The 25,960-nt window shown below is 70.5% G+C and carries 28 protein-coding genes; 15 read left to right on the top strand and 13 right to left on the bottom strand.

Annotated features, from left to right (window positions below; translation table 11 throughout):
• The 3 genes from TSO221_RS31600 to gcl all read right to left on the bottom strand — a co-directional run.
• On the bottom strand, positions 1–188 hold a 188-nt coding region (locus TSO221_RS31600), incomplete at its 3' end, for an NAD(P)-binding domain-containing protein (protein ID WP_158284267.1).
• A gap of 15 nt (positions 189–203) precedes the next feature.
• Complete coding sequence (hyi, locus tag TSO221_RS31595; protein ID WP_109122458.1) at positions 204–1,001, bottom strand: hydroxypyruvate isomerase; 798 nt, start codon at positions 999–1,001, stop codon at positions 204–206.
• A 17-nt stretch (positions 1,002–1,018) separates the two neighbouring features.
• Entirely contained in the window at positions 1,019–2,788 is a 1,770-nt protein-coding gene (gcl, locus tag TSO221_RS31590; RefSeq protein WP_109122457.1) for a glyoxylate carboligase, read from the bottom strand.
• A gap of 161 nt (positions 2,789–2,949) precedes the next feature.
• Between gcl and TSO221_RS31585 the strand changes: the two genes are divergently transcribed.
• Both TSO221_RS31585 and TSO221_RS31580 read left to right on the top strand, forming a co-directional pair.
• Positions 2,950–3,558 carry a thiamine phosphate synthase gene (locus TSO221_RS31585; protein ID WP_109122456.1) on the top strand — a complete coding sequence of 203 codons (609 nt, stop codon included), beginning with the start codon at positions 2,950–2,952 and terminating at the stop codon, positions 3,556–3,558.
• Positions 3,559–3,707: 149 nt separating this feature from the next.
• Positions 3,708–4,397 (top strand): GntR family transcriptional regulator, encoded by a 690-nt coding sequence (locus TSO221_RS31580; protein WP_109122455.1) that lies wholly within the window; start codon positions 3,708–3,710, stop codon positions 4,395–4,397.
• 163 nt (positions 4,398–4,560) lie between these two features.
• Here TSO221_RS31580 and pyk read toward each other — a convergent pair whose 3' ends face one another.
• Entirely contained in the window at positions 4,561–6,039 is a 1,479-nt protein-coding gene (pyk, locus tag TSO221_RS31575) for a pyruvate kinase (protein ID WP_109122454.1), read from the bottom strand.
• Between the two features lie 180 nt (positions 6,040–6,219).
• On the opposite strand from pyk, the gene TSO221_RS31570 reads away from it, so the two are divergent.
• From TSO221_RS31570 to TSO221_RS31560, 4 genes are all read left to right on the top strand, one after another.
• Positions 6,220–6,969, top strand: a complete 750-nt coding sequence (locus tag TSO221_RS31570; protein WP_109122453.1) for an NUDIX domain-containing protein — start codon at positions 6,220–6,222, stop codon at positions 6,967–6,969.
• 106 nt (positions 6,970–7,075) lie between these two features.
• Positions 7,076–7,600, top strand: coding sequence for a molybdopterin-guanine dinucleotide biosynthesis protein B (gene mobB / locus TSO221_RS31565; protein WP_109122461.1), 525 nt, complete (start codon positions 7,076–7,078; stop codon positions 7,598–7,600).
• A gap of 121 nt (positions 7,601–7,721) precedes the next feature.
• Positions 7,722–7,859, top strand: a complete 138-nt coding sequence (locus TSO221_RS36160) for a hypothetical protein (RefSeq protein WP_199229715.1) — start codon at positions 7,722–7,724, stop codon at positions 7,857–7,859.
• Between the two features lie 199 nt (positions 7,860–8,058).
• The gene (locus TSO221_RS31560) at positions 8,059–8,487 is read left to right on the top strand and encodes a hypothetical protein (protein ID WP_109122452.1); all 429 of its coding nucleotides are present in this window, start codon (positions 8,059–8,061) and stop codon (positions 8,485–8,487) included.
• Between the two features lie 19 nt (positions 8,488–8,506).
• On the opposite strand, the gene TSO221_RS31555 is transcribed toward TSO221_RS31560, so the two are convergent.
• Positions 8,507–8,998, bottom strand: coding sequence for a thioesterase family protein (locus TSO221_RS31555; RefSeq protein WP_109122451.1), 492 nt, complete (start codon positions 8,996–8,998; stop codon positions 8,507–8,509).
• Between the two features lie 334 nt (positions 8,999–9,332).
• On the opposite strand from TSO221_RS31555, the gene TSO221_RS31550 reads away from it, so the two are divergent.
• Both TSO221_RS31550 and frc read left to right on the top strand, forming a co-directional pair.
• Positions 9,333–9,761, top strand: a complete 429-nt coding sequence (locus TSO221_RS31550) for a PAS domain S-box protein (RefSeq protein ID WP_109122450.1) — start codon at positions 9,333–9,335, stop codon at positions 9,759–9,761.
• Between the two features lie 129 nt (positions 9,762–9,890).
• Entirely contained in the window at positions 9,891–11,141 is a 1,251-nt protein-coding gene (gene frc, locus TSO221_RS31545; RefSeq protein WP_109122449.1) for a formyl-CoA transferase, read from the top strand.
• Positions 11,142–11,221: 80 nt separating this feature from the next.
• Here the strand turns inward: frc and TSO221_RS31540 are convergent, their stop codons facing one another.
• The 3 genes from TSO221_RS31540 to TSO221_RS31530 form a co-directional block, all read right to left on the bottom strand.
• Positions 11,222–11,482: a hypothetical protein gene (locus TSO221_RS31540; RefSeq protein WP_109122448.1), complete on the bottom strand. Its 261-nt coding sequence runs from the start codon at positions 11,480–11,482 to the stop codon at positions 11,222–11,224.
• 111 nt (positions 11,483–11,593) lie between these two features.
• Complete coding sequence (locus TSO221_RS31535) at positions 11,594–12,268, bottom strand: NAAT family transporter (protein ID WP_109122447.1); 675 nt, start codon at positions 12,266–12,268, stop codon at positions 11,594–11,596.
• Between the two features lie 32 nt (positions 12,269–12,300).
• Positions 12,301–13,260 carry a diacylglycerol kinase family protein gene (locus TSO221_RS31530; protein WP_247878361.1) on the bottom strand — a complete coding sequence of 320 codons (960 nt, stop codon included), beginning with the start codon at positions 13,258–13,260 and terminating at the stop codon, positions 12,301–12,303.
• 182 nt (positions 13,261–13,442) lie between these two features.
• Between TSO221_RS31530 and TSO221_RS31525 the strand changes: the two genes are divergently transcribed.
• Complete coding sequence (locus TSO221_RS31525) at positions 13,443–14,240, top strand: UDP-2,3-diacylglucosamine diphosphatase (RefSeq protein ID WP_109122446.1); 798 nt, start codon at positions 13,443–13,445, stop codon at positions 14,238–14,240.
• Positions 14,237–15,235 carry a glycosyltransferase family 1 protein gene (locus TSO221_RS31520; RefSeq protein WP_109122445.1) on the top strand — a complete coding sequence of 333 codons (999 nt, stop codon included), beginning with the start codon at positions 14,237–14,239 and terminating at the stop codon, positions 15,233–15,235. Before TSO221_RS31525 ends, TSO221_RS31520 begins: the two co-directional genes overlap by 4 nt.
• 27 nt (positions 15,236–15,262) lie before the next feature.
• On the opposite strand, the gene phoU is transcribed toward TSO221_RS31520, so the two are convergent.
• Positions 15,263–15,949, bottom strand: a complete 687-nt coding sequence (gene phoU / locus TSO221_RS31515) for a phosphate signaling complex protein PhoU (RefSeq protein WP_247878360.1) — start codon at positions 15,947–15,949, stop codon at positions 15,263–15,265.
• 174 nt (positions 15,950–16,123) lie between these two features.
• Here phoU and TSO221_RS31510 point away from each other — a divergent pair, with 174 nt between their 5' ends.
• Both TSO221_RS31510 and TSO221_RS31505 read left to right on the top strand, forming a co-directional pair.
• Positions 16,124–16,423 carry a hypothetical protein gene (locus TSO221_RS31510; RefSeq protein ID WP_109122443.1) on the top strand — a complete coding sequence of 100 codons (300 nt, stop codon included), beginning with the start codon at positions 16,124–16,126 and terminating at the stop codon, positions 16,421–16,423.
• 35 nt (positions 16,424–16,458) lie between these two features.
• Entirely contained in the window at positions 16,459–19,773 is a 3,315-nt protein-coding gene (locus tag TSO221_RS31505) for a PAS domain-containing protein (protein WP_146208969.1), read from the top strand.
• Between the two features lie 77 nt (positions 19,774–19,850).
• Here TSO221_RS31505 and TSO221_RS31500 read toward each other — a convergent pair whose 3' ends face one another.
• Positions 19,851–20,174: a hypothetical protein gene (locus tag TSO221_RS31500; RefSeq protein ID WP_247878359.1), complete on the bottom strand. Its 324-nt coding sequence runs from the start codon at positions 20,172–20,174 to the stop codon at positions 19,851–19,853.
• A 63-nt stretch (positions 20,175–20,237) separates the two neighbouring features.
• Between TSO221_RS31500 and cutA the strand changes: the two genes are divergently transcribed.
• From cutA to TSO221_RS31485, 3 genes are all read left to right on the top strand, one after another.
• Positions 20,238–20,552, top strand: a complete 315-nt coding sequence (gene cutA / locus TSO221_RS31495; protein WP_109122441.1) for a divalent-cation tolerance protein CutA — start codon at positions 20,238–20,240, stop codon at positions 20,550–20,552.
• 97 nt (positions 20,553–20,649) lie between these two features.
• The gene (locus tag TSO221_RS31490) at positions 20,650–21,861 is read left to right on the top strand and encodes an MFS transporter (protein ID WP_109122440.1); all 1,212 of its coding nucleotides are present in this window, start codon (positions 20,650–20,652) and stop codon (positions 21,859–21,861) included.
• Between the two features lie 103 nt (positions 21,862–21,964).
• Positions 21,965–23,143, top strand: a complete 1,179-nt coding sequence (locus TSO221_RS31485) for an alpha/beta hydrolase (RefSeq protein ID WP_109122439.1) — start codon at positions 21,965–21,967, stop codon at positions 23,141–23,143.
• A 135-nt stretch (positions 23,144–23,278) separates the two neighbouring features.
• Here the strand turns inward: TSO221_RS31485 and TSO221_RS31480 are convergent, their stop codons facing one another.
• The 3 genes from TSO221_RS31480 to TSO221_RS31470 are packed head-to-tail and all read right to left on the bottom strand — an operon-like array spanning position 23,279 to position 25,910.
• Positions 23,279–24,574 (bottom strand): O-acetylhomoserine aminocarboxypropyltransferase, encoded by a 1,296-nt coding sequence (locus TSO221_RS31480; protein WP_109122438.1) that lies wholly within the window; start codon positions 24,572–24,574, stop codon positions 23,279–23,281.
• Between the two features lie 14 nt (positions 24,575–24,588).
• Positions 24,589–25,107: a CoA-binding protein gene (locus TSO221_RS31475; RefSeq protein ID WP_247878358.1), complete on the bottom strand. Its 519-nt coding sequence runs from the start codon at positions 25,105–25,107 to the stop codon at positions 24,589–24,591.
• The gene (locus TSO221_RS31470; RefSeq protein ID WP_109122437.1) at positions 25,104–25,910 is read right to left on the bottom strand and encodes an enoyl-CoA hydratase; all 807 of its coding nucleotides are present in this window, start codon (positions 25,908–25,910) and stop codon (positions 25,104–25,106) included. Before TSO221_RS31470 ends, TSO221_RS31475 begins: the two co-directional genes overlap by 4 nt.
• Positions 25,911–25,960 lie beyond the last annotated feature (50 nt).

The raw sequence follows: 25,960 nt of genomic DNA, 5'->3' as shown, positions 1-25,960 counted from the left end.
ACCATGGTGATGATGACGTCGGCCCGCTGCGCCACCTCACGGCCGGAGCGGCAGGCGGTGGCGCCCTTCTCCAGCAGCTCGGTGCCGACCGGCGCGATGTCGTGGGCGAACAGCGTGTGGCCGGCGTCGATCAGGTGCCCGGCCATGGGACGGCCCATGATGCCAAGGCCAATGAATCCAACCTTCATGGGTCTCTCCTCAGGTCAAGCGGTGGCGGTTTCGCGGGGCTGGTAGGCGCGCAGCCAGTCCAGGCCCTCGCTGGTGCCGCGGGCGGGCTTGTATTCGCAGCCGATCCAGCCCTGGTAGCCGAGCCGGTCGAGCGTCGCGAAGACGAAGGGGTAGTTGATCTCGCCGGTGCCCGGCTCGTTGCGGCCGGGGTTGTCGGCGACCTGCACGTGCGTGATCTTCGGCAGCAGGCGCTGGATGGTGGGGACGAGGTCCCCCTCCATGATCTGCATGTGGTAGACGTCGTACTGGATGAAGAGGTTGTCCGACCCCACCGCGTCCAGCAGCCGCTCGGCCTGCGCCGTGGTGTTCAGGTGGAAGCCCGGGATGTCGCGGGTGTTGATCGGCTCGACCAGCAGGCGGATGTCGGCGGCCTTCAGCGCCTTGGCGGCGAAGGCGAGATTGTCCACCAGCGTGCGCTCCAGCGCGTCGGACGACACGCCGGCCGGCGCCTTGCCGACCAGGCAGTTGAGCTGCGGGCAGCCGAGCGCCGTGGCGTACTCGATGGCCTTGCCGACGCCGTCCTGGAACTCGCCGACGCGGTCGGGGAGGATCGCGATGCCGCGCTCCCCGGCCTCCCAGTCGCCGGCCGGCAGGTTGTGCAGGACCTGCGCCAGCCGGTAGCGCTCCAGCCGCTCGGCCAGGGCCTCCTTCTCGAAGGCGTAGGGGAACAGGTACTCCACCCCCTTGAAGCCGTCCTTCGCCGCCGCCGCGAAGCGGTCGAGGAAGCCGACCTCGTTGTAGAGCATGGTCAGGTTGGCTGCGAACTTGGGCATTTCGATCTCCCTGCCTTTTATGCGTTGACCAGCTGCGGTTCCTGGGCCGGGAGGTCGAGGACCTCCTCGAACTCGGTCACGTTGTTGATTTCCGTGCCCATGGCGATGTTGGTGACGCGCTCCAGGATGACCTCGACGACCACCGGCACCTGGAACTCGTCCATCCACTTCGCCGCCTGGGCGAAGGCCGAGGACAGGTCGTTCGGGTCGGTGACGCGGATCGCCTTGCAGCCCAGGCCCTCGACCACCGCGATGTGGTCGACGCCGTAGCCGTTGACCTCCGGGGCGTTGATGTTCTCGAAGCTCAGCTGCACCTGGAAGTTCATCTGGAAGGCGCGCTGCGCCTGCCGGATCAGGCCGAGGTAGGAGTTGTTCACCAGCACGTGGATATAGGGCAGCTTGAACTGCGCGCCCACCGCCAGCTCCTCGATCAGGAACTGGAAGTCGTAGTCGCCGGACAGCGCCACGATCCTGCGCTTGGGATCGGCGACGCGGACACCCAGCGCCGCCGGCAGCGTCCAGCCCAGCGGGCCGGCCTGCCCGCAGTTGATCCAGTTGCGCGCCTTGTAGACGTGCAGGAACTGCGCGCCGGCGATCTGCGACAGGCCGATGGTGCTGACGTAGCAGGTGTCGCGGCCGAAGGCGGCGTTCATCTCCTGGTAGACGCGCTGCGGCTTGATCGGCTTGTTGTCGAAGTCGGAGCGGCGCAGCATCGTGCGCTTGCGCGTCTGGCACTGCTTCACCCAGGCCGAGCGGTCCTTGAGCTTGCCGGCCGCCTTCCACTCCTCCGCCACCTCGACGAAGAGGTCGAGCGCGGCGCCGGCATCCGACACGATGCCGAAGTCCGGCGTGAAGACGCGGCCGATCTGCGTGGGCTCGATGTCCACGTGCACGAACTTGCGGCCCTTGGTGTAGACGTCCACCGAACCGGTGTGCCGGTTGGCCCAGCGGTTGCCGATGCCGAGCACGAAGTCGGACTCCAGCATCGTCGCGTTGCCGTAGCGGTGGCTGGTCTGCAGCCCGACCATGCCGGCCATCAGCGCGTGGTCGTCGGGGATGGTGCCCCAGCCCATCAGCGTCGGGATGACCGGCACGCCGACCAGCTCGGCGAACTCCACCAGGCGGTCGCTGGCGTCGGCGTTGATGATGCCGCCGCCGGCCACGATCAGCGGCCGCTCGGCCGCGTTCAGCATCTCCAGCGCCTTCTCGACCTGGGCGCGGGTGGCGGCCGGCTTGTAGACCGGCAGGGGGCTGTAGGTGTCGGGATCGAACTCGATCTCCGCCATCTGCACGTCGATCGGCAGGTCGATCAGCACCGGGCCCGGACGGCCGGAGCGCATGATGTGGAACGCCTGCTGGAAGGCGTAGGGGACCTGGCCGGGCTCCAGCACCGTCAGCGCCCACTTGGTCACCGGCTTGGCGATGTCGGGCACGTTGATGGCCTGGAAATCCTCCTTGTGCAGGCGGGCGCGCGGCGCCTGGCCGGTGATGCACAGGATCGGGATGGAGTCGGCCGAGGCCGAATAGAGGCCGGTGATCATGTCGGTGCCGGCCGGGCCGGAGGTGCCGACGCACACGCCGATGTTGCCGGCGTTGGCGCGGGTGTAGCCCTCGGCCATGTGGGAGGCGCCCTCGACGTGGCGCGCCAGGATGTGGCCGATCCGGCCGTTGGCCTGCAGCGCCGCGTAGAACGGGTTGATGGCCGCTCCGGGGACGCCGAAGCAGACGCTCACGCCTTCCTTCTCCAGGACGTGCACCGCCGCCTCAATTGCCCGCATCCTTGCCATGTCTCGTCTCCTCCTATGGGCGACGGAATGCCGTCGCGTTGAGGACAGCTTTCGCCGGGAGACGTCCGTTGGGCAAACCAACCCGGAAATCTTTCCGCGTCGTGGAAAGCGCACCGAAAGTGGGGGTGGGCTCGGGCGGGCGGGCCTGCCATGGTGGCCGCATGAGCCGTTTGCCGACCCCTCCGCTGCTGGCGATCACCGATCGCCGGCAGGCGGCGCTGCCGCTTCCCGACCTCGCCGAGGCGCTGTTCGCCGGCGGCCTGCGCTGGCTGTCGCTGCGCGAGAAGGACCTGCCCGCCGCGGAGCAGGCGGCGCTCGCCCGTACGCTGGTGGAGCGCGCGCGGCCGTGGGGGGCGGTGGTGACGCTGCACGGCGACGCTGGGCTGGCGCGGGCGGCGGGAGCCGGCGGAGTCCACCTGCCGGACGGCGGCGACCCGGCGGCGGCGCGGCGGATCCTCGGGCCCGACGCGCTGGTCGGCGTGTCGGCGCACGGGGTGGACGGGCTGCGGCGCGCGGCGGGGGCCGACTACGCCACCGTCTCGCCGGTGTTCGCCTCGGCCAGCAAGCCGGGGTACGGGCCGATCCTGGGGGTGGACGGCTTGCGGCATTGTGTCGCCGCGGCGGGCCTGCCGGTGCTGGCGCTGGGCGGAATCGACGCGGCCGGGGCCTCGGCATGCATGGCGGCGGGGGCGGCCGGCGTGGCGGTCATGGGAGCCTCAATGCGCGACCCGGGCGGGCTGCCGGAGCTGCTGCGCGCGGTTGCCCGATAGGGGTCTTCCGAGCGGCGGATCTGGACATTTCCGTGCCGAATGTGCATCTGGTATGGCAGATACGGGAAACAAGAATCGGCCCGCGTTCGGAGCCGCGGCGTTGCCGTGGATCCTCGCCGGGGCGGCCATAAGCAGGGGACCAAGCGACGATGACTCCTCCGGCGCTCAACGTACAGCCGCTCGACACCGGGACGACCTTCCGCACCCAGGTCTACCACACGCTGAAGCAGGCCATCTCCGAGATGGACATCTACGACCACGAGTCGGAGATCCGCCTCGACGAGCGGCAGCTCAGCGACCTGCTGGGCGTCAGCCGCACGCCGATCCGCGAGGCGCTGACCCTGCTGGAGCAGGAGGGCTTCATCCGCCTGCTGCCGCGCCGCGGCATCTTCGTGATCCGCAAGACCAAGGCCGAGATCATCGAGATGGTCCAGGTCTGGGCGGCGCTGGAGAGCATGGCCGGCCGCCTCGTCGCCGAGAACGCCTCGGACGAGGACATCCGCACCCTGTGGGACCTGTTCCGCAACTTCGAGCAGCGCAGCCCGAAGGAGAACGTCGGCGAGTACTCGGAAGCCAACATCGCCTTCCACAAGAGCATCATCCGGCTCAGCGGCTCCAAGCTGATCCAGGAGATGACCGACAACCTGTTCATCCACATGCGGGCGATCCGCAAGCTGACCATCGGCCAGGAGGACCGCGCCGAGCGGTCGATCCACGACCATAAGGAAATCATCAAGGCGCTGGAACGCCGCGACGCCGGTCAGGCCGAAAAGCTGATCCGCGAGCACACCATCGGCCTGGCCCGGCACGTCGAGACGCACTGCGACTTTTTGAATTAGCTTCTTGAGCCCCTCCCCCTGCTCCGCAGGGGGAGGGAGGGACCCAAGCGAAGCTTGGGCGGGTGGAGGCAGCGGCGTGATCGAGAATCAACGCCTGCCACCTCCGCCGTTGCCCCCACCCAACCCTCCCCCAGTGGGGCTGGGGGAGGGCTTTGAAGTTTCCTCACACCGGCTCCAGCACCGGCTTGCGGGTAGCGTCCTCCAGCGGCGGCGTGTCGTCGCTCGGCGCGATGCTGATGACGCGGAGCGCGTTGGTGGCCCCGGGCGTCCCGAAGGGCACGCCGGCGGTCACTACCAGCGACTGACCCGGCGCACCGATGCCCTCCTGCGAGGCGACGAGGCTGGCGCGCTCGACCATCTCCGAGAAGTTCTCGATGTCGGCGCTGGTCCACACCGGATGGATGCCCCAGCCGAGCGCCAGCCGGCGCGCCGTGTCGCGGCGGACGGTCAGGCCGAGGATCGTCACCGTCGGCCGTTCGCGCGAGGCGCGCAGCGCCGTCGAGCCGGTCGCGGTGAAGGTCACGATGCCGGCGGCGGAGATCGTCTCGGCGATCTGGCGCGCGGCGGCCGACAGCGCGTCGGGGGTGGTCGCCTCCGGGTTCGGGTGCTCGCTGTCCATGATGCGGCGGTAGAGCGGGTCGCGCTCGACCCGGCGGACGATGCGGTCCATCATCGCCACCGCCTCCACCGGGAAGTTGCCCGAGGCGGACTCCGCCGACAGCATCACCGCGTCGGCGCCGTCGTACACGGCGTTCGCCACGTCGGACGCCTCGGCGCGGGTCGGGCTCGGCTCGCTGATCATCGATTCCAGCATCTGCGTGGCGACGATCACCGGCTTGCCGAGTTGGCGGCTCATGCGGATCATGCGCTTCTGCAGGCCGGGCACGTCCTCCGGCGGCAGCTCGACGCCGAGATCGCCGCGCGCCACCATCACGGCGTCGGACAGCCGGATGATCTCCTGCAACTGGGGCAGGGCGGCCGGCTTCTCGATCTTGGTCATGACGTGGGCGCGGTCGCCGATCAGCTCGCGCGCCTCCAGGATGTCCTCCGGGCGCTGCACGAAGCTGAGGCCGATCCAGTCCACCCCGAGCGACAGGCCGAAGCGCAGGTCGCTGCGGTCCTTCTCGGACAGGGCGCTGAGCGCCAGCGTGGCGCCGGGCACGTTCATGCCCTTGCGGTCGGACAGGTTGCCGCCGACCAGCACCTCGGTGTCCGCGTGGTCCGGCCCGCAGCTCAGCACGCGCAGGCGGATGCGGCCGTCGTTCAGCAGCAGGTCGTGGCCGGGCTCCAGGCTCTGGAAGATCTCCGGGTGCGGCAGGCAGACCCGCGCGCCGTCGCCCGGCGTGGTGTCGAGGTCGAGCCGGAAGCGCTCGCCCTTCTTCAGGGCCACCGGCCCCTGCGCGAAGGTGCCGACGCGCAGCTTCGGCCCCTGAAGGTCGAGCAGCACGCCGATCGGCCGGCCGACCGTCTCCTCGACGGCGCGGATCTGGCGGTAGCGCTCGGCGTGCTCGGCCTGGGTGCCGTGGCTGGCGTTCAGGCGGAAGACATCGACCCCGGCTTCCGCCAGTTCGAAGATCCGGCTGTAGGTCGAGCTGGCCGGACCCAGCGTGGCGACGATCTTGGTGCTGCGGTTGCGCGGCATGGCGCCCTCCCCAACTCGTGTGACGACTGGCGGTGATGGGGCGATGCTGAGGCCGGGCGGAGGGAAGGGTCAACGAAACCGCCCGGCTTTTCCATATGATGGGAAAGCCTGCGCGGGCGCGTTGACCCTGCCGCGGCCGGCGTGTGGCAATCGGCGTGAAGCGAATTGAGAGACCGCACGATGGCCCCGCCCGATCCCATCCCCTCCGCCAGCGTGATCCTGCTGCGCGACGCGCCGGAGGGGTTGGAGGTGTTCATGATCAGGCGCAACGCCGGGCTGCGCTTCGCCGCCGGGGCCACGGTGTTTCCCGGCGGCCGGGTCGATCCGGAGGACCGCGCGCTGCACGGCTGGACGCCGCCCGAGGCGCCGGCCGCCGACCTGCCGCTCCGTCTCGCCGCCATCCGCGAGGCGTTCGAGGAGTCCGGCATCCTGCTGGCGCGCGAACCGCTGGACGGCGCGCGGCTGGCGGCGCTGCGGGCGCCGTCGCTGCTCGACTTCGGCCAACGCCTGCGGGCGGCGGGCGTGCGCCCCGACACCGAGGCGCTGGTGCCGTTCGCCCGCTGGATCACGCCGGAGACGGTGTGGCGGCGCTTCGACGCGACCTTCTACCTCGCTCCGGCGCCGGCCGGGCAGGACGCGGTGGTGGACGGCGGCGAGGCAGTCGAGGGGCTGTGGGCGGGGCCTCAGGCGATCCTGGAGGCGGCCGAGGCTGGCCGGCTCTCGCTGGTGTTCGCCACCCGCATGAACCTGACGCGGCTGGCGGCGTGCCGGACGGCGCGCGAGGCGCTGGAGGCGGCCGCCCGACACCAGCCACTGGTCCCCATCCTGCCGCGCTTCGCCGACACCGCCGCCGGCCCGGTGCTGCGCATCCCGGAGGGCGTCGGCTACACCCCCACCGAGGTCGCCGCCGGCCTCGTCCGGCTGGGCTGAGAGGAGGAGAGTTCCCATGGCCTTGCTGCATGATGGCATACAAGGGGGCAGCCGCCGGCGCTTCCGCCATTTCCCGCGCGTGGCCCGCTGCGACGACGTGCTCGGCATGCAGCTGTTCGGCCTGACCGGCTGGAGCGGCAGCGGCAAGACGACGCTGCTCGCCAGGCTGCTGCCGGTGTTGATCGGGCGCGGCCTGCAGGTCTCGACCCTGAAGCACGCGCACAAGGGCTTCGACATCGACCACCCCGGCAAGGACAGCCACACCCACCGCATGGCCGGCGCCACCGAGGTGCTGGTCAGCTCGCCGACGCGCTGGGCTCTCGTGCGCGAGCTGCGCGACGAGCCGGAGCCGACGCTGGAGGACCTGCTGGCCAAGCTCTCCCCGGTCGATCTGGTGCTGGTCGAGGGCTTCAAGCGCGACCGCCACCCGAAGCTGGAGGTGTGGCGCCGCGCGGTCGGCAAGCCGCTGATCGCGGCGGACGACCCGAGCATCGTCGCGGTGGCCAGCGACGGCCCGGTGCCGGAGTCCCCCGTGCCGGTCCTCGACCTCGACGACGCCGAGGCCATCGCCGCGCTGGTGATGGAGCGGGCGGTGCCGATCCGGCTGCGGGACGTGCGCGCAACGGAATGATCGGCAGCCTAACTGTTTGCATGGCCGTAATCTTTCCAGCTTGCTGCTTTGCAGCATTTGCGCATCTGGGTATGTGGCATGCCAGTGTAGGATCTCCTTATCCAAACGATGGAGATCAGCCATGACGACCTCGACCTTCCCGCACCACGCCGGTTCCGCGCACACCGCGCCGCACGCCGTCCAGGCGGTGCGCGAGTTCCTGATCGCCTGGTTCCAGGCGACCCCGGCCTACCTCGTCTACCGCGCTCTGACCCATTGAGCCGCCCCGCCGGGCGACGCCGCGTCATGCGGCGCCGCCCGCTGTCGTTTCCGAAGCTTAGCCGCTACAATGCGCCGCCTCTTCCGGGGTGGCGCGAAACAGACTCGCCGCCGCCGGTGTTTGGCAATCCGTTGTTTCAAACGCTATTGGCTGACGGACAACGATAGGTTCGAAAGGCATGTGGCAAGAGTCGGTGGATATGAACGACGTTGATAGCCTGAAGTGCGTCGTCGGGTGGAGCTTGGGGGGCCTCGTCGCCAGCAGCGTCGTGATCGCTGCGCTGATCCTGACGCCGCCGCCCCAGGGAGAGGTGGTTACCGAGCGCGCCGTGGCCAGCCTGGACCAGCAGACCTGCCGTCGCATGATGGACACCTTCGTCGAGCAGTCCCGCTCGGGCGCGCAGATCATCTGGCTGTGGGCGGAGGAATCGACTCCGCGCGTCTTCGGCGCCGGGCCGTGGAGCAAGCAGCAGGTCGATCCGTCGGCGCCGCCGCGCCCCTACGCCTTCCACCCGGGCAGCCAGGCGGCTCCGCCGCAGGCCTGCTCCTTCCCCGAGAACACGCTGCACATCGTCGCGGTCGAGCCGGAGCCCCACGCCGGCACCTTCATCGGCGCCGGCCTGCAGTGAGCGGCGCCGCTCAGGCGCCTCAGGGGGCGCCGCAGGCCGCCCGGTAGGCCTCCAGGGTCGAGCGCAGGTCGCTCGGGATCGGGATGGAGGCGAAATCGTCCAGCGCCGTCGCCACCACCGTCAGCCGCCCCGCCAGCCGCACGCTGCCGTCGATCTCGCCGGTGATTCCGATGGCGATCGAACTGCGGCCGATGCGCTCCACCAGCACGCCCAGCGTCAGCGTCTCCCCCATGCGGCTGGGGATCAGGAAGTCGCACTCCGCATGGACGATCGGCAGCCCGATCCGCCGCTCCAGGATGAGGTCGGCGTAGTTGATGCCCAGCCCATGCGTGAACCAGTCCTCCACCACCCCGTTGAACATGTCGAAATACACCGGGAAATAGACGATCCCGGCCGGGTCGGTGTGCGAGAAGCGGATCGGCCGCTGCACCCGGAAGGCGCCGGGCGGCAGCGGCCGGCGTCGGGCCTCGGCGTCGGGGGACGGGACCGGCGGTCCTAGGGTGTCGGGCATCGTGGGCGCTTTCCCTGCACGCTTCGCGCATCGTTCGTTTGGCGAACAATAGCGCACCCTACACCATGTTGCAGTGCAAATCAGCAGCGAATCGCCGGTCGGCGGATAGGCCAATGGAACCAGGGAACGGCGCGGCCTTATGGCCGCGCCGTTCGCGTGTCCGGAACAGGGGTGCGAATGCTCGGCCGGCGATTAGTTCGCGTCCCCATCAAAAACGCTTGCCAGGGATTTGGCATCTGGTATACCGTATCAACGATGCCAATGACGGCCGCGACCGAGCGCTACGGCGCTCCGACCGGCCGAAGGGGCAGAGACGTTTGGGATGAGCAGTGCCATGACCGCGGGTATCGACATCGACCAGTTCGTGACGGCCATCGGCGACGCGATCATCGTGTCGGACGCCAAGGGAGCCATCACGGTCTGGAATCCGGCGGCCGAACGGATGTTCGGCTTCGGCCGGGACGAGGCCCTCGGCCAGTCGCTCGACCTCATCATCCCGGTGCGGCAGCGCCAGCGTCACTGGGACGGGTACGAGAAGACCATGCGCACGGGGGAGACCCGCTACGGCACCGAGCTGCTGCGGGTCCCGGCGCTGCACAAGGACGGGCACACGCTCTCCATCGCGTTCACCGTCGCCCTGCTGCGCGGGGCCGACGGGACGGTGACGGGAATCGTCGCCGTCGTCCGTGACGAGACCGCCCGCTGGCACGAGGAGCGCGCCCTGCGCCGCCGCGTCGCCGAGCTGGAGTCGGCGTCCGGTTGAATCGACCGCCTTCGGCGCCGGGCATCGGCCCCCGGCGCCGCATCGCCAAAAAGCGACGGCTTTCTGGCTCCACCTCGGGAACCCCCACCTGGGAACCGCTGAGAAGATCCATTAGGGAGTGAGACACACATGAGCAAGCCGCTGGATGGGATCAAGATCATCGACTTCACGCACGTCCAGGCTGGTCCCGCCTGCACGCAGCTGCTGGCGTGGTACGGCGCCGACGTCATCAAGGTGGAGCGTCCGGGTGCCGGCGACGTCACCCGCAGCCAGCTCCGCGACATCCCGGATGCGGACGCCCTCTACTTCACCCAGCTGAACAGCAACAAGCGCTCCCTCACCCTCGACACCAAGACCAAGCAGGGCAAGGAAGTGCTGGAGAAGCTGATCCGGCAGTCCGACGTCCTGGTCGAGAACTTCGGCCCCGGCGCGCTCGACCGCATGGGCTTCACCTGGGACTACATCCGCGAGCTGAACCCGGGCATGATCGTCGCCTCGGTGAAGGGCTTCAGCGACGGCCACCACTACGAGGACCTCAAGGTCTACGAGAACGTCGCGCAGTGCGCCGGCGGCGCGGCCTCGACCACCGGCTTCTGGGACGGCCCGCCGACCGTCAGCGCCGCGGCGCTGGGCGACAGCAACACCGGCATGCACCTGGCCATCGGCATCCTGACCGCGCTGATGCACCGTACCAAGACCGGCAAGGGCCAGAAGGTCGCCGTGTCCATGCAGGACGCGGTCATCAACCTCTGCCGCGTCAAGCTGCGCGACCAGCTGCGCCTCGACCGCGTCGGCTACCTCGAGGAGTACCCGCAGTACCCGCACGGCGAGTTCACCGACGTCGTTCCGCGCGGCGGCAACGCCGGTGGTGGCGGCCAGCCGGGCTGGGTCCTGAAGTGCAAGGGCTGGGAGACCGACCCGAACGCCTACATCTACTTCACCATCCAGGGCCACGCCTGGGCGCCGATCTGCAAGGCGCTGGGCCGGGAGGAGTGGATCGACGATCCGGCCTACAACACCCCGCGCGCCCGCCAGGACAAGATCTTCGACATCTTCGCCATCATCGAGACCTGGCTCTCGGACAAGACGAAGTACGAGGCGGTCGATATCCTGCGCAAGTTCGACATCCCCTGCGCGCCGGTGCTGAGCATGAAGGAAATCGCCGAGTGCCCGTCGCTGCGCAAGAGCGGCACCATCGTCGAGGTGGAGCACAAGCAGCGCGGCACCTACCTGACGGTCGGCAGCCCGGTCAAGTTCTCCGACCTCAAGGTCGAGGTCACCGGCTCGCCGCTGCTGGGCGAGCACACCGACGAGGTCCTGGCCCAGATCGGCTACAGCAAGGAGCAGATCGCCGAGTTGCACGCCGCCAAGGCGGTCTGACGGCAGTCCGACGGCCAGTACCCCGAACTACCGGCCACGGCACGGCGCCCCCTCGGGGGCGCCGTCTCCGTTTCGGATGACTACCGCAGCCACTCCCGGACTTCGCGGATGCGCCGGTCGCCCTGCTCGGTGCGGGCGTAGGACTTGCCGTACCGGGTCTGGTACTCGCGCACGCAGCCCTCGCGGACCAGTTCCTCCAGGGCGGGGCGGACCACGGCGGGCTTCAGGTTGGTCGCCTGGGTGATCGCCAGCAGCGTGGCCGGGGGGATCAGGATGTCCGGCCCCGGCGTGGCGCGCAGCGTGGTGAGCGTGGTCCAGTTGACCGACATCGGCGACATCATGCGAACGTCCCTCGGCTTGGCATGCGCTCAGGGTCGCCAACCCGGCCGCGGCGCGCCGGTGGATCGGGAGGCCCCAAGGGTTCAAGCATACGGTTTAAACCCGACCCCCGGTCAAGGGTTCCGCGCGCGCTCCAGCAGCGGGGCGACGGCGTCGAGCACGCCGGTCAGCAGGATCTGCACGCCCACGCAGAACAGCAGAAAGGCGAACAGCCGGGTGAGGACGCGCGCCCGCGTCTGGCCGAGCAGCGCCACCAGCCGGTCGGCCGAGCGGTAGGACAGCCAAATCAGCAGCGCGATGGCGATCGCCGCCGCCGACATCCCGACGAAGAACCGTCCCAGCACCGCCGGGTCTGCCGGCCGAGTCGCGCCCAGCGCGATGGCGACGGAGATGGTGCCGGGCCCGGTGGTGAACGGCACGGTGAGCGGGAAGAACGCCGACTCCTCGACGCTGCCGGCCGGCGTGGGCTGTTCCTGGGTGGCCTGCTCCTGCTTGCGGGCCTCATGCGCCTCGGGCGCGGTGAGCAGGGCCCAGGCGCGCTCCGCCACCACGAAGCCGCCGGCGATGCGCAGCGCGGCGAGCGAGATCCCGAAGAAGTTCAGCACGTAGGCGCCGGCCCACAGCGCCGTCAGCATGACCGCCGCCGAATAGGCGGCGACCAGCCGGGCCAGCTGCGCGCGCTCGCGCGGGGTGCGGGCGGCGGTCACCTGGCTGAAGATCAGCGCCATGGCGACCGGGTTGACGATCGAGAACAGCGCGGTGAAGGCGAGCAGGAAACTGTCCAGCATGGCCCCATATGGCACCGCCCACGGTGCCGCCGTCAATTCGGCGCTTCGGTCTGCGGCGGCACGATCACCGGCAGCGTCCAGGGCGACACCGCGATCTCCACCGGCAGCCGGGCCACCACATCGCCGTCGCCCTGCACCGGCTCGCCGTCCGGGCCGGTGATGGTCAGCCGCTCGGCCGGCACGACGCGGTAGTCGGCGAACCGGTGCAGCCGTCCGGCGGTGACGCCCCACAGGTAGCGCACGGCGTTCCACCGCCCGGGCTGCTGGAACAGGCAGACGTGCAGCCGCGGGTCGGTCAGGCAGGCGTCGGGGGCGCAGACGAAGCGACCGCCGTAGAAGTGGCCGTTGGCGGCGATCACCGACGCCACCTCCCAGCACTGCCCGTCGATGGTCACGCGGTAGCGCCGGCCCGGCTCGGCGAGGCGGGCCAGCGTCTCGGCGACGTAGGCCGCCTTGCCGATCAGGCGCTTGAGGCGGGTCGACACGCGCTCGACCACGCGGGCGTCCAGCCCGGCACCGGCCATCATGGCGAAGCAGCGCCCGTTCGCCACGCCGAGGTGCACCGGCCGCACCGTGCCCAGCGCCAGCGTCGCCGCCGTGCCCTCGGGGTCGAGCGGCAGGCCCAGCTCGTGCGCCAGCACGTTGGCGGTGCCCAGCGGCACGATGCCCAGCGGGATGCCAGCGGATCCGGCGCCGCGCGCCGCCAGTCCGTTGATCGCCTCGTTGATGGTGCCATCGCCGCCGGCCACCGCCAGCGCGTCGCAGGATCCCGGCACCTGCGCGCGGGCGATGGCCTCGGCGTCGCCGCGGCCGGTGGTGGCGACCACCGTCACCTCGCTGCCGAAGCGCTGAGTCAGCGCCTCCACCGTCGCGCGCAGCCGGCGGGCCCGCCGCGCCCCGGCCACCGGGTTGTGGATCACCAGGATGCGCCGGCGCGGCGGCGGAGCGGCGCCGGCGGAGTCCAGGGCGGCGGGGGCGGTTATCGTATCCACGGGCTGCTCCAAGTGAAGCTTCATCATTGCCGCATTGTTACGAATATATTTCACATAGGTGACGGCAATACTAAATGATGTCGGTGTATAGGCTCTGTATCACTAAGCATTGTCAATGGATAACTTTACCGGTATACGGAGCGTGATCTTTGCATCATGGTCCGGCGGCGAGGAGCGCGCGCATGGAGACGGCATCCGAGGTGAAGCGGTACCGGAGCATCTGGATCTCCGACGTCCATCTGGGCACCCGCGGCTGCAAGGCGGAGTTCCTGCTGGATTTCCTCAAGCACAACGAGTCGGACTACCTGTACCTGGTCGGCGACATCGTCGATGGCTGGCGGCTGAAGAAGGGCTGGTACTGGCCGCAGGCGCACAACGACGTGGTGCAGAAGGTGCTGCGGCGGGCGCGCAAGGGCGCCAAGGTCTTCTACATCCCCGGCAACCACGACGAAGGGGCGCGGGACTTCCTGGGCTTCGCCTTCGGCGGCGTCAAGGTGATGGAGGAGGCGGTGCACACCACCGCCGACGGCCGCCGCCTGCTGATCACCCATGGCGACCAGTTCGACGCGGTGGTGAAGTACGCCAAGTGGCTCGCCATCATCGGCGATCACGCCTACGTGGCGCTGCTCAACGTCAACACCGCCTTCAACTGGGTGCGGCGCAAGCTGGGTTTCGGCTACTGGTCGCTGTCCGCCTACCTGAAGCACAAAGCGAAGTCGGCGGTCGAGTACATCGGCGAGTACGAATCCACCCTGGTCGATGAGGCGCGGCGGCGTGGCGTGGACGGCATCGTCTGCGGCCACATCCACCAAGCCGAGATGCGCGAGATGGAAGGGATCCTCTATTGCAACGACGGCGATTGGGTCGAGTCCTGCACCGCGTTGGTCGAGCACGCCAGCGGTGCCCTGGAAATCCTGCACTGGGCGGAGATCATGCAGCGGCGGGACAGCGCGCCGGCGCAGGAGCGGGCGGCGGCGTGAACATCCTGATCATCACCGACGCCTGGCACCCGCAGGTGAACGGCGTCGTGCGCACCATCACCACCGTGCGCGCCGAGCTGGAGGCCATGGGCCAGACCGTCGAGGTCATCGGCCCCGACCGCTTCCGCACCATCCCCATGCCCTCCTACCCGGAAATCCGCCTGGCGCTCGGCGCCGGGCGCAAGCTGGCGCGGATGATCGAGGGGCTGCGGCCCGACTGCATCCACATCGCCACCGAGGGGCCGCTGGGCTTCGCGGCGCGGCGCTGGTGCCTGAAGCGCGGCGTTCCGTTCACTACCGCCTACCACACGCGCTTCCCCGAGTATGTGCGCGACCGTCTGCCGGTGCCGCTGGCGCTGAGCTACGCCGTGGTGCGCCGCTTCCACCAGCCGTCCTCGGCGGTGATGGTGGCCACGCCGTCCATCGAGCAGGACCTGCTGGCGCGCGGCTTCGGGAACATCCGGCGCTGGACCCGCGGCGTCGACACCGACCTGTTCCGCCCGCGCGCCAAGGGTTTCCTCGACCTGCCGCGTCCGATCGCGCTGTACGTCGGCCGGGTGGCGGTGGAGAAGAATCTCGAGGAGTTCCTGAAGCTCGACCTGCCCGGTTCCAAGGTCGTGGTCGGCGACGGGCCGGCCAGGGCGGAACTGGAGGCGAAGTACCCGGGCGTCGTCTGGGCCGGCGCCAAACACGGCGAGGAGCTGGCGCAGCACTACGCGGCGGCGGACGTCTTCGTCTTTCCCTCGCGCACCGACACCTTCGGGCTGGTGCTGCTGGAAGCGCTGGCCTCGGGCGTGCCGGTGGCGGCCTACCCGGTGCCGGGGCCGCTCGACGTGGTGAACGGCTCGGGCACCGGCTGCCTGGACGAGGATCTGAAGCGCGCGGTCGAGGGGGCGCTGGCCATTCCGGCGGAGCGTTGCCGGGATTACGCGCTGACCTTCTCCTGGCGCCGTTCGGCGGAGCAGTTCCTTGGCAACCTGCGGGCCTTCACGTGAGTTGGGGCGCCTGACGCGGACGCGCCGTCAGGTCACCTCGCTGGTGTGGTCGTCCTTCGGGCGTTCGTCGCTGGGCAGCTTGCCCTTGACCAGGAAGCAGGTGTTCTCCGCCACGTTGGTGGCGTGGTCGCCGACCCGCTCGATCGCCTTGGCGGCGAACAGCAGGTGTGTGCAGCCGGTGATCTGCTGTGGCGATTCCATCATGTAGGTCAGCAGTTCGCGGAACAGCGCGGTGTAGGCGTGGTCGACCTCGCCGTCGCGGTTGCGCACCGCGGTCGCCAGCTCGACGTCGCGGGTGGCGTGCGCGGTGACCATGTCGCGGATCATGCCGAGCACGCTGTCGCCCATCCAGCCCAGCGACGGCACCGCGGGGGGCGGCACGGGAAGCGCGCTCACCGTCATCGCGCGCTTGGCGATGGTGCGGGCGAAATCACCCATCCGCTCGAGGTCGGAGGAGATGCGGAACGCCGCCACGATTTCGCGCAGGTCGCCGCCCATCGGCTGGCGCAGCGCCAGCAGGCGCACGGCCATGCTCTCCACCTGGAGTTCCAGGCGGTCGACCTCCGGGTCGCCGGCGATCACTGTCGCCGCCAGCTCCGCGTCGCCCGTGGTGATCGCCGTCATCGCGCCGGCGAACTGGCTCTCGACCAGCCGGCCCATGGTTTCGATGGTCTTGCGCAGTTCGGCCAGTTCCTGGTCGAACGTGTGAAACATGTGCCCGCTGCTCATCCGGCGCCTCGCCCTCTGACGTGTGCAAACTGTATATGTGGCCACTCCACCCCGGCGCAATCGCGGCGGCGCCCGCCCACGGCCATGCTCATGGTTAATGTACCATTAACCAAAACGTGTGAGGGTTCGAAAGTCCGAACCTGAGAGCGCCCGTCCCAAATGTCCAAGAACCGACTGACCGTGGTCCTGTCCGATGCCGCCGAACTGCCGGCCCCCGCCGCCCCGGCGAACCGCGAGCGCGCCCGAGAGCCTGACGTGCAACTCGCCGCCATGGTGCCGCAGAGCGTCAAGCGCGCCGTGCGCCGCCGCGCCGAGGAGGAAGGCACCACGGTGCGCAGCATCCTGCTGCACGCGCTGAAGCTGGCCGGCATCGCCGAGGTGGACGATGCCGAGATCGCCGACCGCCGGGTCGCCGCCGGGGCGCTGCGCTCCGGCATCTGGCGCAACCAGCGGCGCTGAGCCGCCGTTTTCCATTCTCCGGCATTCCCAGTCCGATGAGTCTACTGAAGCGCCTGATGCTGCTGGTCGTCCTGGTCCTGGTGCCGGCGGCGGTGATCGAGATCGGCAACGCGTTCGAACTGCGCACCGCCCGCGAGGCGGAGGTGCGCCAGACCGCCGAGCGGCTGGCCGGCCTCATCGAGGCGGAGCAGGGCCGGATCGCCGAGGGCGTGCGGCAGGTGCTGCTGACGCTCGGCCGCACCGCCGCGGTGCGCGGCGGCGGCGACGAGCGCTGCCAGGACCTGCTGGACCGGCTGGGCGGCGACTACCCCGCGCATCTGACGGTGCACGTCACCGGGCCGACCGGCGTGATCCGCTGCGCCACCGACGCGGCGGTCGGCTTCTCCATCGCCGACCGCCCGCATGTCCGCATGGCGCTGGAGCGCCAGGGTTTCGTCGTCGGCGAGCACTTGCGCCAGCGCACCACCGGCTTGCCGGCGCTGCCCTTCGCGCTGCCCTTCCGCGACGCCGAGGGGCGGGACGGGGTGGTGACCGCGCTGCTCGACCTCGGTTGGCTGAAGTCCTACGTCGCCGGCAAGCCGCTGCCGGACGGGGCGATGCTGCTGGTCGCCGACCGCAATGGCAGCCTGCTGGCTCGCGTGCCGGAGATCGGCGGCGCGGTCGGCGCGCCGCTGCCGGAGCCGTTCCGGGCGCTGCTGCGCGCCGAGGCGCCCGGCACCGTGGAGCTGACCGGTCCGGACGGCGTGGCGCGCGTCGTCGCGTTCCGGCCGGCGGCGGCGGGCATCGACGGGCTGTTCATCGCCGTGGGCGTCGACAAGCAGGCGGCCACGGCGCCGATGCGCGCCGCCATGCACCGCACGCTGGCGGTGATCGGCGCCGTGGCGCTGCTGACGCTGGCGGCGGCGTGGTGGGGTGCGGACCGTTTCGTGTACCGGCCGCTCGGCGCGCTGGCCGACGCCGCGCGGCGCTGGCGGGTCGGTGACCTGTCGGCGCGCACCGGCATCGACGGCGGGTCGGAGATCGGGCAGCTCGCCCGCGCCTTCGACGCCATGGCCGAGGACCTCCAGCACCAGGCCGCCGTGCGCGAGCAGGCCAACGCGCTCGCCCACAAGATGGCCGCGGTGTTGGCCAGCACCACCGACGGCGTCTTCGAGGTGGATCGCGGCTGGCGCATCACCTTCATCAACGACCGCGCCCGCGCGCTGATCGCCGGGGGCCGGGACCTACTCGGCCAGCGGCTGTGGGACTCCTTTCCCGAGGCGGTCGGCAGCGTCTTCTGCCGCGAATACGAGCGCGCCATGGCCGAGCAGGTGCCGGTCGAGTTCGAAGGCTTCTATCCGCCGCTGGAGGCGTGGTTTTCGGTGCGCGCCTTCCCGTCGCGGGACGGGCTGGCGGTGTTCTTCCAGGACATCACCGCGCGCAAGCGGGCCGACGCCGCGCTGCGGGACGCGACCCGCGAGAAAAGCGAGCTGCTGGCCCGGCACGACGCGCTGCTGGCGCACGCGCCGGTCGGCTTCGCCTTCTTCGACGGCGCGCGCCGCTGCATCGGCGTCAACCCGGAACTGGCGCGCCGTACCGGCCGCGACGCCGGGGCGCTGTTCGGCCAGCCCGTCGAGGCGGTGCTGCCCGACAACGCGCAGGCGCTCGCGCCCGTCATCGAGCGGGTGTTCGCCAGCGGCGAGGCGGTGCAGGCCCACGAGATCGTCGATGTGGGCGACGAACCGGATGGCGGACGCCGGCACTGGCTGGCCAACGTCTACCCGGTCCGGGAGGAGGGGGCCCTCACCGCGGTGGGCGTCGTCGCCATGGAGGTCACCGAGCTGCGCGAGGCCGAGGCGGCGCGGCGGCGCAGCGACGAGCGCGCCCGCTCGGTCTTCGCCCAGGCCGCCGTCGGCCTTGAGCGCGTCGCGCTGGACGGTCGCATCCTGGAAGCCAACGAGAAGCTCGGCGCCATACTCGGCTGCGCGCCGGAGGAGATCGCCGGCCGCTCGTTCCGCGACCTGACGCACCCTGACGACCGCGCTGCCGAGGAGCCGCTGCTCGACCACCTGCTGGTCGGCGACATCCCGAGCTACGCCGTGGAGAAGCGCTACCTGCGCAAGGACGGCAGCCCGGTGTGGGTGCGCGTCACCTCCTCGCTGGCCCGCATCACCGGAACCGAGGAGGCCTACCGGATCTCCGTCGTCGAGGACATCGGCGAGCGCAAGGCCGCCGAGGCGGCGCTGCACCGCGCCAAGGAGGAGGCGGAGCGCGCCGACCTCGCCAAGACCAAGTTCCTGGCGGCGGCCAGCCACGACCTGCGTCAGCCCCTGCAGTCGCTGTTCTTCTTCACCGCCGCGCTGGGCGCGCAGGTCACCCCGAAGGGGACGGAGGCGCTGCGCAACCTGGAACGCGGGCTGGACGCGCTGAAGGGGCTGCTCGACAGCCTGCTCGACGTGTCGCGCCTGGACGCCGGGCTGGTGGTGCCGGAGATCGAGGACTTCCCGATCTCCGACGTGCTGGACGAGATCGCCGCCGCCACAGCGCCGGTCGCCGCGGCCAAGGGCCTGCTGTGGCGGGTGGCGCCGTGCATGGCGGTGGTGCGCAGCGACCGCACGCTGCTGTCGCGCATGCTGCGCAACCTCGTCGAGAACGCGGTGCGCTATACGGCGGACGGCGCGGTGGCGCTGGAGTGCCGGGTCGAGACCGAGGCGCTGACCCTCACCGTGCGCGACAGCGGCATCGGCATCCCGCCCGACCAGCTGGGGCGGATCTGGGAAGAGTTCCACCAGGTCGGCAACCCGGAGCGCGATCGGACGCAGGGCCTCGGCCTCGGTCTCGCCATCGTGCGGCGCCTGTCGGCGTTGCTCGGGCATCCGGTCGAGGTGCGCTCGGAGGTCGGGCGCGGGTCGGCGTTCCGCATCCGCGTGCCGCTCGGTGCCACCACCACCCGGCCAGCCGCCGCCACGCCGGCCGAGCCGCCGGCGAGCGGGGAGGGGCGCTTCGCCGTGCTGGTGGACGACGACGCCATCGTGCTGATGGGGTTGCAGGCGATCCTGACCGAATGGGGCTACGACGTGCTGATCGCCGGCTCCGCCGACCAGGCGGTCGAGCGCCTGGAGGCCGACGGGCGCCGGCCGGACATCGTGGTGGCCGACTACCGCCTGCGCGAGGGGCGGGTGGGGACCGAGGCGATCCTGCGGGTGCGCGACTTGCGCGGCGCCGACATCCCCGGCGTCATCCTGACCGGTGAGACCGGTCCGGAATGCCAGCACGACGCGGCGCTCCACCACTTCACCGTGGTGCACAAGCCGGTCACCCCGCGCGAGCTGGGCGCCGCCCTGGAGCGGCAGATGCAGGCGGCGGAGTGACTACTCCCTTCCCCGCTCCCGGCGGGGGAGGGGCGGGGTGGGGGCTACGTCTTTCCCGGCAGGCCGCTGCCCCCACCCTAACCCTCCCCCGCCGGGAGCGGGGGAGGGAACAGGGAGCCTTGGCCGAAATCCACCTGGATCACCGTCGAGCGCGCCATGATCGCGGCGCGGCCGGAGTCGGTCAGGCGGCAGACCAGCCAGTCGGGCTTCAGCGGGTTGTCGAACCAGCGCTCGGCCCAGCCGGCGTCGATGCAGGCGCGGATGGTGCGCGCATTCACCCGCTGGCCGTGCTTGGTGAACAGCGGCAGCTTGCCGCCCGGCTGTTCCATGCCGCGGCGCAGCCACGCCGCCTGCTGGTCGCTGGGCGTGCGGCGGGAGCCGGAGGAGCGCGGCGCGGGCATGGCGGTCTCGGGAGGGGCTGTGGCAAAGTCGGGACATTCTAATCCGGAACCGTGAGCGGATCCATGGACCTCGTGTTCGCCTACGTCACCGCAAGCTCGCCCGACGAGGCCCGGCGCATCGGCCGCGCCCTGGTGGAGGAGCGGCTGGCCGCCTGCGTCAACATCCTGCCCGGCATGATCTCGATCTACCGCTGGCAGGGTGCCGTCGAGACCGCCGAGGAGACGGTGCTGATCGCCAAGACGCGCGCCGACCTGTTCGAGGCGCTGAGCGCGCGGGTGAAGGAGCTGCACAGCTACGAGGTGCCCTGCGTGGTGGAACTGCGCCTGGGGCGCGGCAACCCGGACTACCTCGGCTGGCTGGAGACCGAGACCGGTTGACCTCCGGGTTGCATGACCGCCATGCGGCCGGCGCGGTTGCCGGTGCCGGAGGCGCGTGCGACTTTTTGTCCGGATTCATCCGCCCCCGGAGATGTTGATGACCGACCTGTCCGCCCGCCTGTCCGTCGGCTTCTCCTGGATCGGCCACACGATGATGCACATCGTGGCCGCGCTGTACCTCACCGTGGTGCTGGCGCTGGAGCGGGAGTGGAGCCTGCCCTACGACGACCTGATCCGGCTGTGGACGCTGGGCGCTCTGCTGATCGGGCTGGGCGCGCCGCTGGCCGGCTGGCTGGGCGACCGCTGGAGCGAGTCGCGGATGATGGCCGTCTTCTTCCTGATCACCGGCGGCGGGTCCGTCGCCACCGGGCTGGCCGAGACGCCGGCACAGATGACGGCGGCGCTGGCGGTGCTCGGCCTCGGCGCCTCCATCTATCATCCCGTGGGCATGGCGTGGATGGTCAAGAACGCCGTCAACCGCGGCAAGGCGCTGGGCTACCTCGGCCTGTTCGGCACCATCGGCATCGCCGTCGCCGCGGTGGTGGCGGGCGGCCTGACCGAGCTGTGGGGCTGGCGCTCGGCCTTCCTGATCCCCGGCGTGGTGTGCGTGCTGTTCGGCGTGGCGCTGGCGGCGCTGATCGGGTTCGGCCTGGTCCAGGACCGCCGGGGCGACCTGAAGCCGCAGGCCAAGCCGTCGCGCGGCGACGCGATGCGCGCCTTCCTCGTGCTGTCGGTCACCATGATCTGCGCCGGGCTGATGTTCAACGGCATGCAGGTGGTGCTGCCCAAACTGTTCGAGACGCGGCTGGGCGCGATGCTGGGCGGCAGCACGCTGGGCGTCGGCGGGCTGGTCACCCTGGTCTATCTGCTGGCGGCGGTGCCGCAGCTGATCGGCGGGCATCTCGCCGACAAGTACCCGCTGAAGCGCATCTACGCCATCTGCCTGATCCTCCAGGTGCCGATGATGGCCTGCATGGCGGTGCTCGGCGGGCTGCCGCTGGTGGTCGCGGCGGGGGCGGTGGTGATGGCCTCGCAGGTGCAGATCCCGGCGGAGAACCTGCTGCTCGCCCGCTACACGCCGGACAAGCACCGCGGCCTCGCCTTCGGCGCCAAGTTCATCCTGTCCTTCGGCGCCGGCCCGGTGGCGGTGCAGATGGTGGCGGGGTTCTACGAGCGCTTCGGCGAGTTCCAGGCGCTGTACCTGACGCTGACCGCGTTGGCGCTGCTGGCCTTCCTGGCGGCGCTGCTGCTGCCGGCGGACCGCAAGGACGAGCCCGTCGCGGCACCGGTGCCAGTCCCGGCGGAGTGAACAACCCGATCCGGGTATGTGACGGCAGTCTGGGCACCCCTTTCGTCTGCGCGATTATCGTGAAAGAGTGCGCTCCTTGACAACACATGCGGGAGGAGCGCGCATGCTCGGGTTTCGCTGGATTGCACAGCACGTGGGGGCGCCGGACTCGCCGGCCTACCGGGCCGCGGTCGACGAACTGCGCGACTACGACGGCAACGCGCTGCTGCCGCTGCCCAAGCCGGCCACCGGCCTGCCGGAGCCGACCGATGCGCTGACCCACTGTGTGTCCGCATGGCTGGACAAGCGCGGCAAGGGCCGCGCCGTGGTGATGGTGCACGGCTTCGATTTCGACCCGAGCGCCGGCGTCGATCCGAGCAACGACGACGATCCGTACAACGGCGTCTACGCCAACCCGAAGGTGAGCGGGCGCGAGAGCTGGCTGCCCATCGTCGGCGAGACCGACGAGGCGGGCAACCAACTGGCGGACGTCGCCGTCGCCTTCTGCTGGACCTCCATCGGCAGCATGGCGGAGTACGGCTCGGCGTGCTGGAGCAACCTCTACCAGTACCCGGTGTTCGATTTGGCACCGTTGGCCGCCAGGGCGCTGGCGGCGATCATCCGCACGCTGGCCGATCGGGGCGTGCCGGTGGACCTCTTCGCCCACAGCCTGGGCACCCGTACGGCGACCGAGGCAATCCATCTGCTCGCCGCCAACGGCTACGCCGCCGCGGTGCGCCGCGCCATCCTGGTCGGCGGCGCGCAGTTCAGCGTCGATGCGCGCGACGCGCTGGCGGGCGCGACGGTCGACGTGTTCAGCTTCGCCTCGCAATCCGACCCGGTGCTGAGGTGGGGCGGCGTCACCGGCTGCCACCCGTACCGGCAGGTCGCCACCCAGGAGGCGCGGGTGATCGGTCGCGACGGCATGGAGCCGACCGCCCACTGGATCGACCTGCAGTGCGACCGCACCCCGGCGCAGCAGAGCGTCGGCTTCAACGCGTGGTTCCAGACGCGCTACGGCGCCACCCTGTCCGACACGCCGGACGAGCGCGGCGCGCACTGGGCCTACTACCGCCGGCCGGGCAACCGGGTGATCCTGGCGAAGATGCTCACCCAGGACGGCCTGACGCCGCCGTCCATGCGGGCCGACGGGGTGATCGAGGGCGTGGTGCGGCCGGGCGGCTACGGCGACCTGACGGCGCCGGTGCCGCCGACGCCGATGACCTGCGCCGAGCGCATGAACCCGCCGGACCTGATGGTTGCCGACGCGGCGGACGCGACCAGCAATCTGGTGGTGGGGTAGAAAGCCAGCCCCTCCTCCAGCCCCGCTGGGGGAGGTTGGGTGGGGGCAACGGCCTTTCGGGAAGACCTTGCCCTCACCCTCCCAAGCTTCGCTTGGGTCCCTCCCTCTCCCAGCAGGGCTGGGAGAGGGCGTGTTTTACGCCACCGCCGCCTTCAGCGCCTGATCGAGGTCGGCGATGATGTCGTCGGCGCTCTCGATGCCGATGGACAGGCGCACCACGTCCTGGCCGGCGCCAGCCGCCGCGAGGCCCTCCTCGGAGAGCTGGCGGTGCGTGGTCGAGGCCGGGTGGATGATCAGCGAGCGGCTGTCGCCCAGGTTGGCGACGTGGCTGAACAGCTGCACGCTCTCCACCACCTTGACGCCGGCCGCGTAGCCGCCCTTGACGCCGAAGGTGAAGACCGAGCCGGCGCCGCGCGGCAGGTACTTCTTCGCCAGCTGGTGGTACTGGGACGACTCCAGGCCGGCGTAGCTGACCCAGGCGACCGCCGGGTGCGTCTCCAGGAACTGCGCCACCTTCAGCGCGTTGGCGGCGTGCCGCTCCATGCGCAGCGCCAGCGTCTCGATGCCGTTCAGCGTCAGGAAGGCGTTCATCGGCGCCTGCGCCGGCCCGAGGTCGCGCAGGCCGACCGCGTGGCCGTGGATGGTGTAGGCGAGGTGGCCGAAGGTCTCGTGGAACTTCAGGCCGTGGTAGCCGGGCTCCGGCTCGGTCAGCGCCGGGTACTTGCCGGCCTTGCTCCAGTCGAACTTGCCGCTGTCGACGATGACGCCGCCCAGCGAGGTGCCGTTGCCCGACAGGAACTTGGTGGTGGAGTGGATGACCAGCGTGGCACCAAACTCGATCGGGCGGCACAGGTACGGGGTGGCCAGCGTGTTGTCGACCACCAGCGGGATCTGCGCGGCGTCGGCGATCTTCGCCAGCGCCTCCAGGTCGGTCACCACGCCGCCGGGGTTGGCGAGGCTCTCGACGAAGATCGCCTTGGTCTTCGGCGTGATCGCCGCGCGCACCGCCTCGTGGTCGTCGGTGTCGATGAAGACGGCCTTCCAGCCGAAGGCGCGCGGGAAGCTGTTGGCGAACTGGTTGAGCGAGCCGCCGTACAGCTTGGTGGAGGCGATGAACTCGTCGCCCGGCGACAGCAGCGGGAACAGCGCCATCATCTGCGCCGAGTGGCCGGACGAGGTGCAGGTGGCGCCGACGCCGCCCTCCAGGTTGGCCAGCCGCTCCTCCAGCACCGCGACGGTGGGGTTGGTCAGGCGCGAGTAGATGAAACCGAGCTTCTGCAGGTTGAACAGCGACGCCGCATCGTCGATGTCGTCGAAGACGAAGGCGGTGGTCTGGTAGATCGGCGTCTGCCGGGCTCCGGTCGCCGGGTCGGGCGCGGCGCCCGCGTGGATGGCGCGGGTCTCGAAGCCGAAGGTCTTCTGCTCGCTCATGTCCTGTGCTTCCCCTAGATGAGTTTCTTGAATGTCCTGGTGAGCTTCTGCTTTTTGGTCACGAGAACGTCGGAGTTGACGCCGATCCGGCCGATTTCACCGAACAGGCGCTGGTATTCGATCTTCGGGCAGCGGTTCATGACCACCGTCAGCCCGGCCGCCTCGGCCCGCGCCGCCGCCTCGTCGTTGCGCACGCCGAGCTGCATCCACACCACCTTGGCACCCACCGCGATCGCCTCGTCGGTGATGCCGGCCGCGGCCTGGGCGTTGCGGAACACGTCCACCAGATCGGGCGGCTGCGGCAGGTCTTTCAGGCTGGCGTGGACGGTCAGGCCCAGCACCTCCTGCCCGGCGATGCCGGGGTTGACCGGGTACACCGTGTAGCCCTTGTCGCGCAGGTACTTGGCGACGAAGTAGCTGGCCTTCACCGGGCTGGCCGAGAAGCCGACGACGGCCACCGAACGCACGCTTTGCAGCACGCCGCGCAGGAAGTCGTCGGTGTACGAGTCGTGGTGGCCCATGACCTCGCTCATCGGCCGCACCACACCGGGTCGCGCTTGCCCAGGAAGGCGTCGATGCCCTCGGCGGCGTCCTGCGCCAGCATGTTGCGGGTCATCACCTCGGCCGCGTAGGCGTAGGCCTGCTCGGTCGGCAGCTCGAGCTGGCGGTGGAACGCCTCCTTGCCGATGGACAGCGTCAGCGGCGACTTCGACGCGATCTTCGCGGACACCGTCTGGATGGCGGCGTCCAGGTGCTCGGCCGGGACGATCTTGTTCACGAGGCCGATGCGCTCCGCCTCCTCCGCCGCGATCAGCTCGCCGAGCAGCAGCATCTCCATGGCCGCCTTGCGGCCGACCGCACGGGTCAGCGCCACCATCGGGGTCGAGCAGAACAGCCCGATGTTCACCCCCGGCGTGGCGAAACGCGCGGTATCCGCGGCGTAGGCGAGGTCGCAGGTAGCGACCAGCTGGCAGCCGGCCGCGGTGGCGATGCCGTGCACGCGGGCGATCACCGGCTGGCGGATCCGCGTGATGGTCATCATCAGCCGGGCGCACTGGGCGAACAGCGCCTCATACGCCTCGCGCCGCGGGTCGGCGCGCATCTCCTTGAGGTCGTGGCCGGCGCAGAAGGCCGGGCCGGCGCCGGCCAGCACCACAACCTTGACCGACGGATCGGCGTCGATGGCGTCCAGCGCCGCCTGCAGCTCGGTCATCAGGCCGACCGACAGCGCGTTGCGCGCGGCCGGGCGGTTCAGCGTCAGCGTCGCCACGCCGCCGTGGTCGTGGCGCAGGAGCAGCGGCGCATCGGCGGTTTCGGCGGTGATGGCGGCGCTCATGGTTTGGTTTCCTCCCGTTTTCCGTCTCGAGCCGGCGGCGGAGCTTACCC

Source organism: Azospirillum sp. TSO22-1, from assembly GCF_003116015.1.
In the GTDB taxonomy this organism is placed as follows: Bacteria; Pseudomonadota; Alphaproteobacteria; order Azospirillales; family Azospirillaceae; genus Azospirillum.
The sequence above is the reverse complement of the archived record's forward strand: the minus strand, read 5'-3'. Positions and strand labels throughout refer to the sequence as shown.

What these genes read in the sequence shown, in the direction of transcription:
- TSO221_RS31475 (WP_247878358.1), bottom strand. Translation starts at nt 25,107, where the DNA reads ATGAGCGAGGTCATGGGCCACCACGACTCGTACACCGACGACTTCCTG.
- TSO221_RS36160 (WP_199229715.1), top strand. Translation starts at nt 7,722, where the DNA reads ATGACGACCTCGACCTTCCCGCACCACGCCGGTTCCGCGCACACCGCG.
- pyk (WP_109122454.1), bottom strand. Translation starts at nt 6,039, where the DNA reads ATGCCGCGCAACCGCAGCACCAAGATCGTCGCCACGCTGGGTCCGGCC.
- TSO221_RS31555 (WP_109122451.1), bottom strand. Translation starts at nt 8,998, where the DNA reads ATGCCCGACACCCTAGGACCGCCGGTCCCGTCCCCCGACGCCGAGGCC.
- TSO221_RS31535 (WP_109122447.1), bottom strand. Translation starts at nt 12,268, where the DNA reads ATGCTGGACAGTTTCCTGCTCGCCTTCACCGCGCTGTTCTCGATCGTC.
- frc (WP_109122449.1), top strand. Translation starts at nt 9,891, where the DNA reads ATGAGCAAGCCGCTGGATGGGATCAAGATCATCGACTTCACGCACGTC.
- TSO221_RS31510 (WP_109122443.1), top strand. Translation starts at nt 16,124, where the DNA reads ATGTCCAAGAACCGACTGACCGTGGTCCTGTCCGATGCCGCCGAACTG.
- TSO221_RS31470 (WP_109122437.1), bottom strand. Translation starts at nt 25,910, where the DNA reads ATGAGCGCCGCCATCACCGCCGAAACCGCCGATGCGCCGCTGCTCCTG.
- TSO221_RS31540 (WP_109122448.1), bottom strand. Translation starts at nt 11,482, where the DNA reads ATGATGTCGCCGATGTCGGTCAACTGGACCACGCTCACCACGCTGCGC.
- TSO221_RS31570 (WP_109122453.1), top strand. Translation starts at nt 6,220, where the DNA reads ATGGCCCCGCCCGATCCCATCCCCTCCGCCAGCGTGATCCTGCTGCGC.
- gcl (WP_109122457.1), bottom strand. Translation starts at nt 2,788, where the DNA reads ATGGCAAGGATGCGGGCAATTGAGGCGGCGGTGCACGTCCTGGAGAAG.
- TSO221_RS31580 (WP_109122455.1), top strand. Translation starts at nt 3,708, where the DNA reads ATGACTCCTCCGGCGCTCAACGTACAGCCGCTCGACACCGGGACGACC.
- TSO221_RS31480 (WP_109122438.1), bottom strand. Translation starts at nt 24,574, where the DNA reads ATGAGCGAGCAGAAGACCTTCGGCTTCGAGACCCGCGCCATCCACGCG.
- TSO221_RS31550 (WP_109122450.1), top strand. Translation starts at nt 9,333, where the DNA reads ATGACCGCGGGTATCGACATCGACCAGTTCGTGACGGCCATCGGCGAC.
- cutA (WP_109122441.1), top strand. Translation starts at nt 20,238, where the DNA reads ATGGACCTCGTGTTCGCCTACGTCACCGCAAGCTCGCCCGACGAGGCC.
- TSO221_RS31585 (WP_109122456.1), top strand. Translation starts at nt 2,950, where the DNA reads ATGAGCCGTTTGCCGACCCCTCCGCTGCTGGCGATCACCGATCGCCGG.
- TSO221_RS31490 (WP_109122440.1), top strand. Translation starts at nt 20,650, where the DNA reads ATGACCGACCTGTCCGCCCGCCTGTCCGTCGGCTTCTCCTGGATCGGC.
- mobB (WP_109122461.1), top strand. Translation starts at nt 7,076, where the DNA reads ATGCAGCTGTTCGGCCTGACCGGCTGGAGCGGCAGCGGCAAGACGACG.
- hyi (WP_109122458.1), bottom strand. Translation starts at nt 1,001, where the DNA reads ATGCCCAAGTTCGCAGCCAACCTGACCATGCTCTACAACGAGGTCGGC.
- TSO221_RS31485 (WP_109122439.1), top strand. Translation starts at nt 21,965, where the DNA reads ATGCTCGGGTTTCGCTGGATTGCACAGCACGTGGGGGCGCCGGACTCG.
- TSO221_RS31505 (WP_146208969.1), top strand. Translation starts at nt 16,459, where the DNA reads ATGAGTCTACTGAAGCGCCTGATGCTGCTGGTCGTCCTGGTCCTGGTG.
- TSO221_RS31500 (WP_247878359.1), bottom strand. Translation starts at nt 20,174, where the DNA reads ATGCCCGCGCCGCGCTCCTCCGGCTCCCGCCGCACGCCCAGCGACCAG.
- TSO221_RS31525 (WP_109122446.1), top strand. Translation starts at nt 13,443, where the DNA reads ATGGAGACGGCATCCGAGGTGAAGCGGTACCGGAGCATCTGGATCTCC.
- TSO221_RS31560 (WP_109122452.1), top strand. Translation starts at nt 8,059, where the DNA reads ATGAACGACGTTGATAGCCTGAAGTGCGTCGTCGGGTGGAGCTTGGGG.
- phoU (WP_247878360.1), bottom strand. Translation starts at nt 15,949, where the DNA reads ATGTTTCACACGTTCGACCAGGAACTGGCCGAACTGCGCAAGACCATC.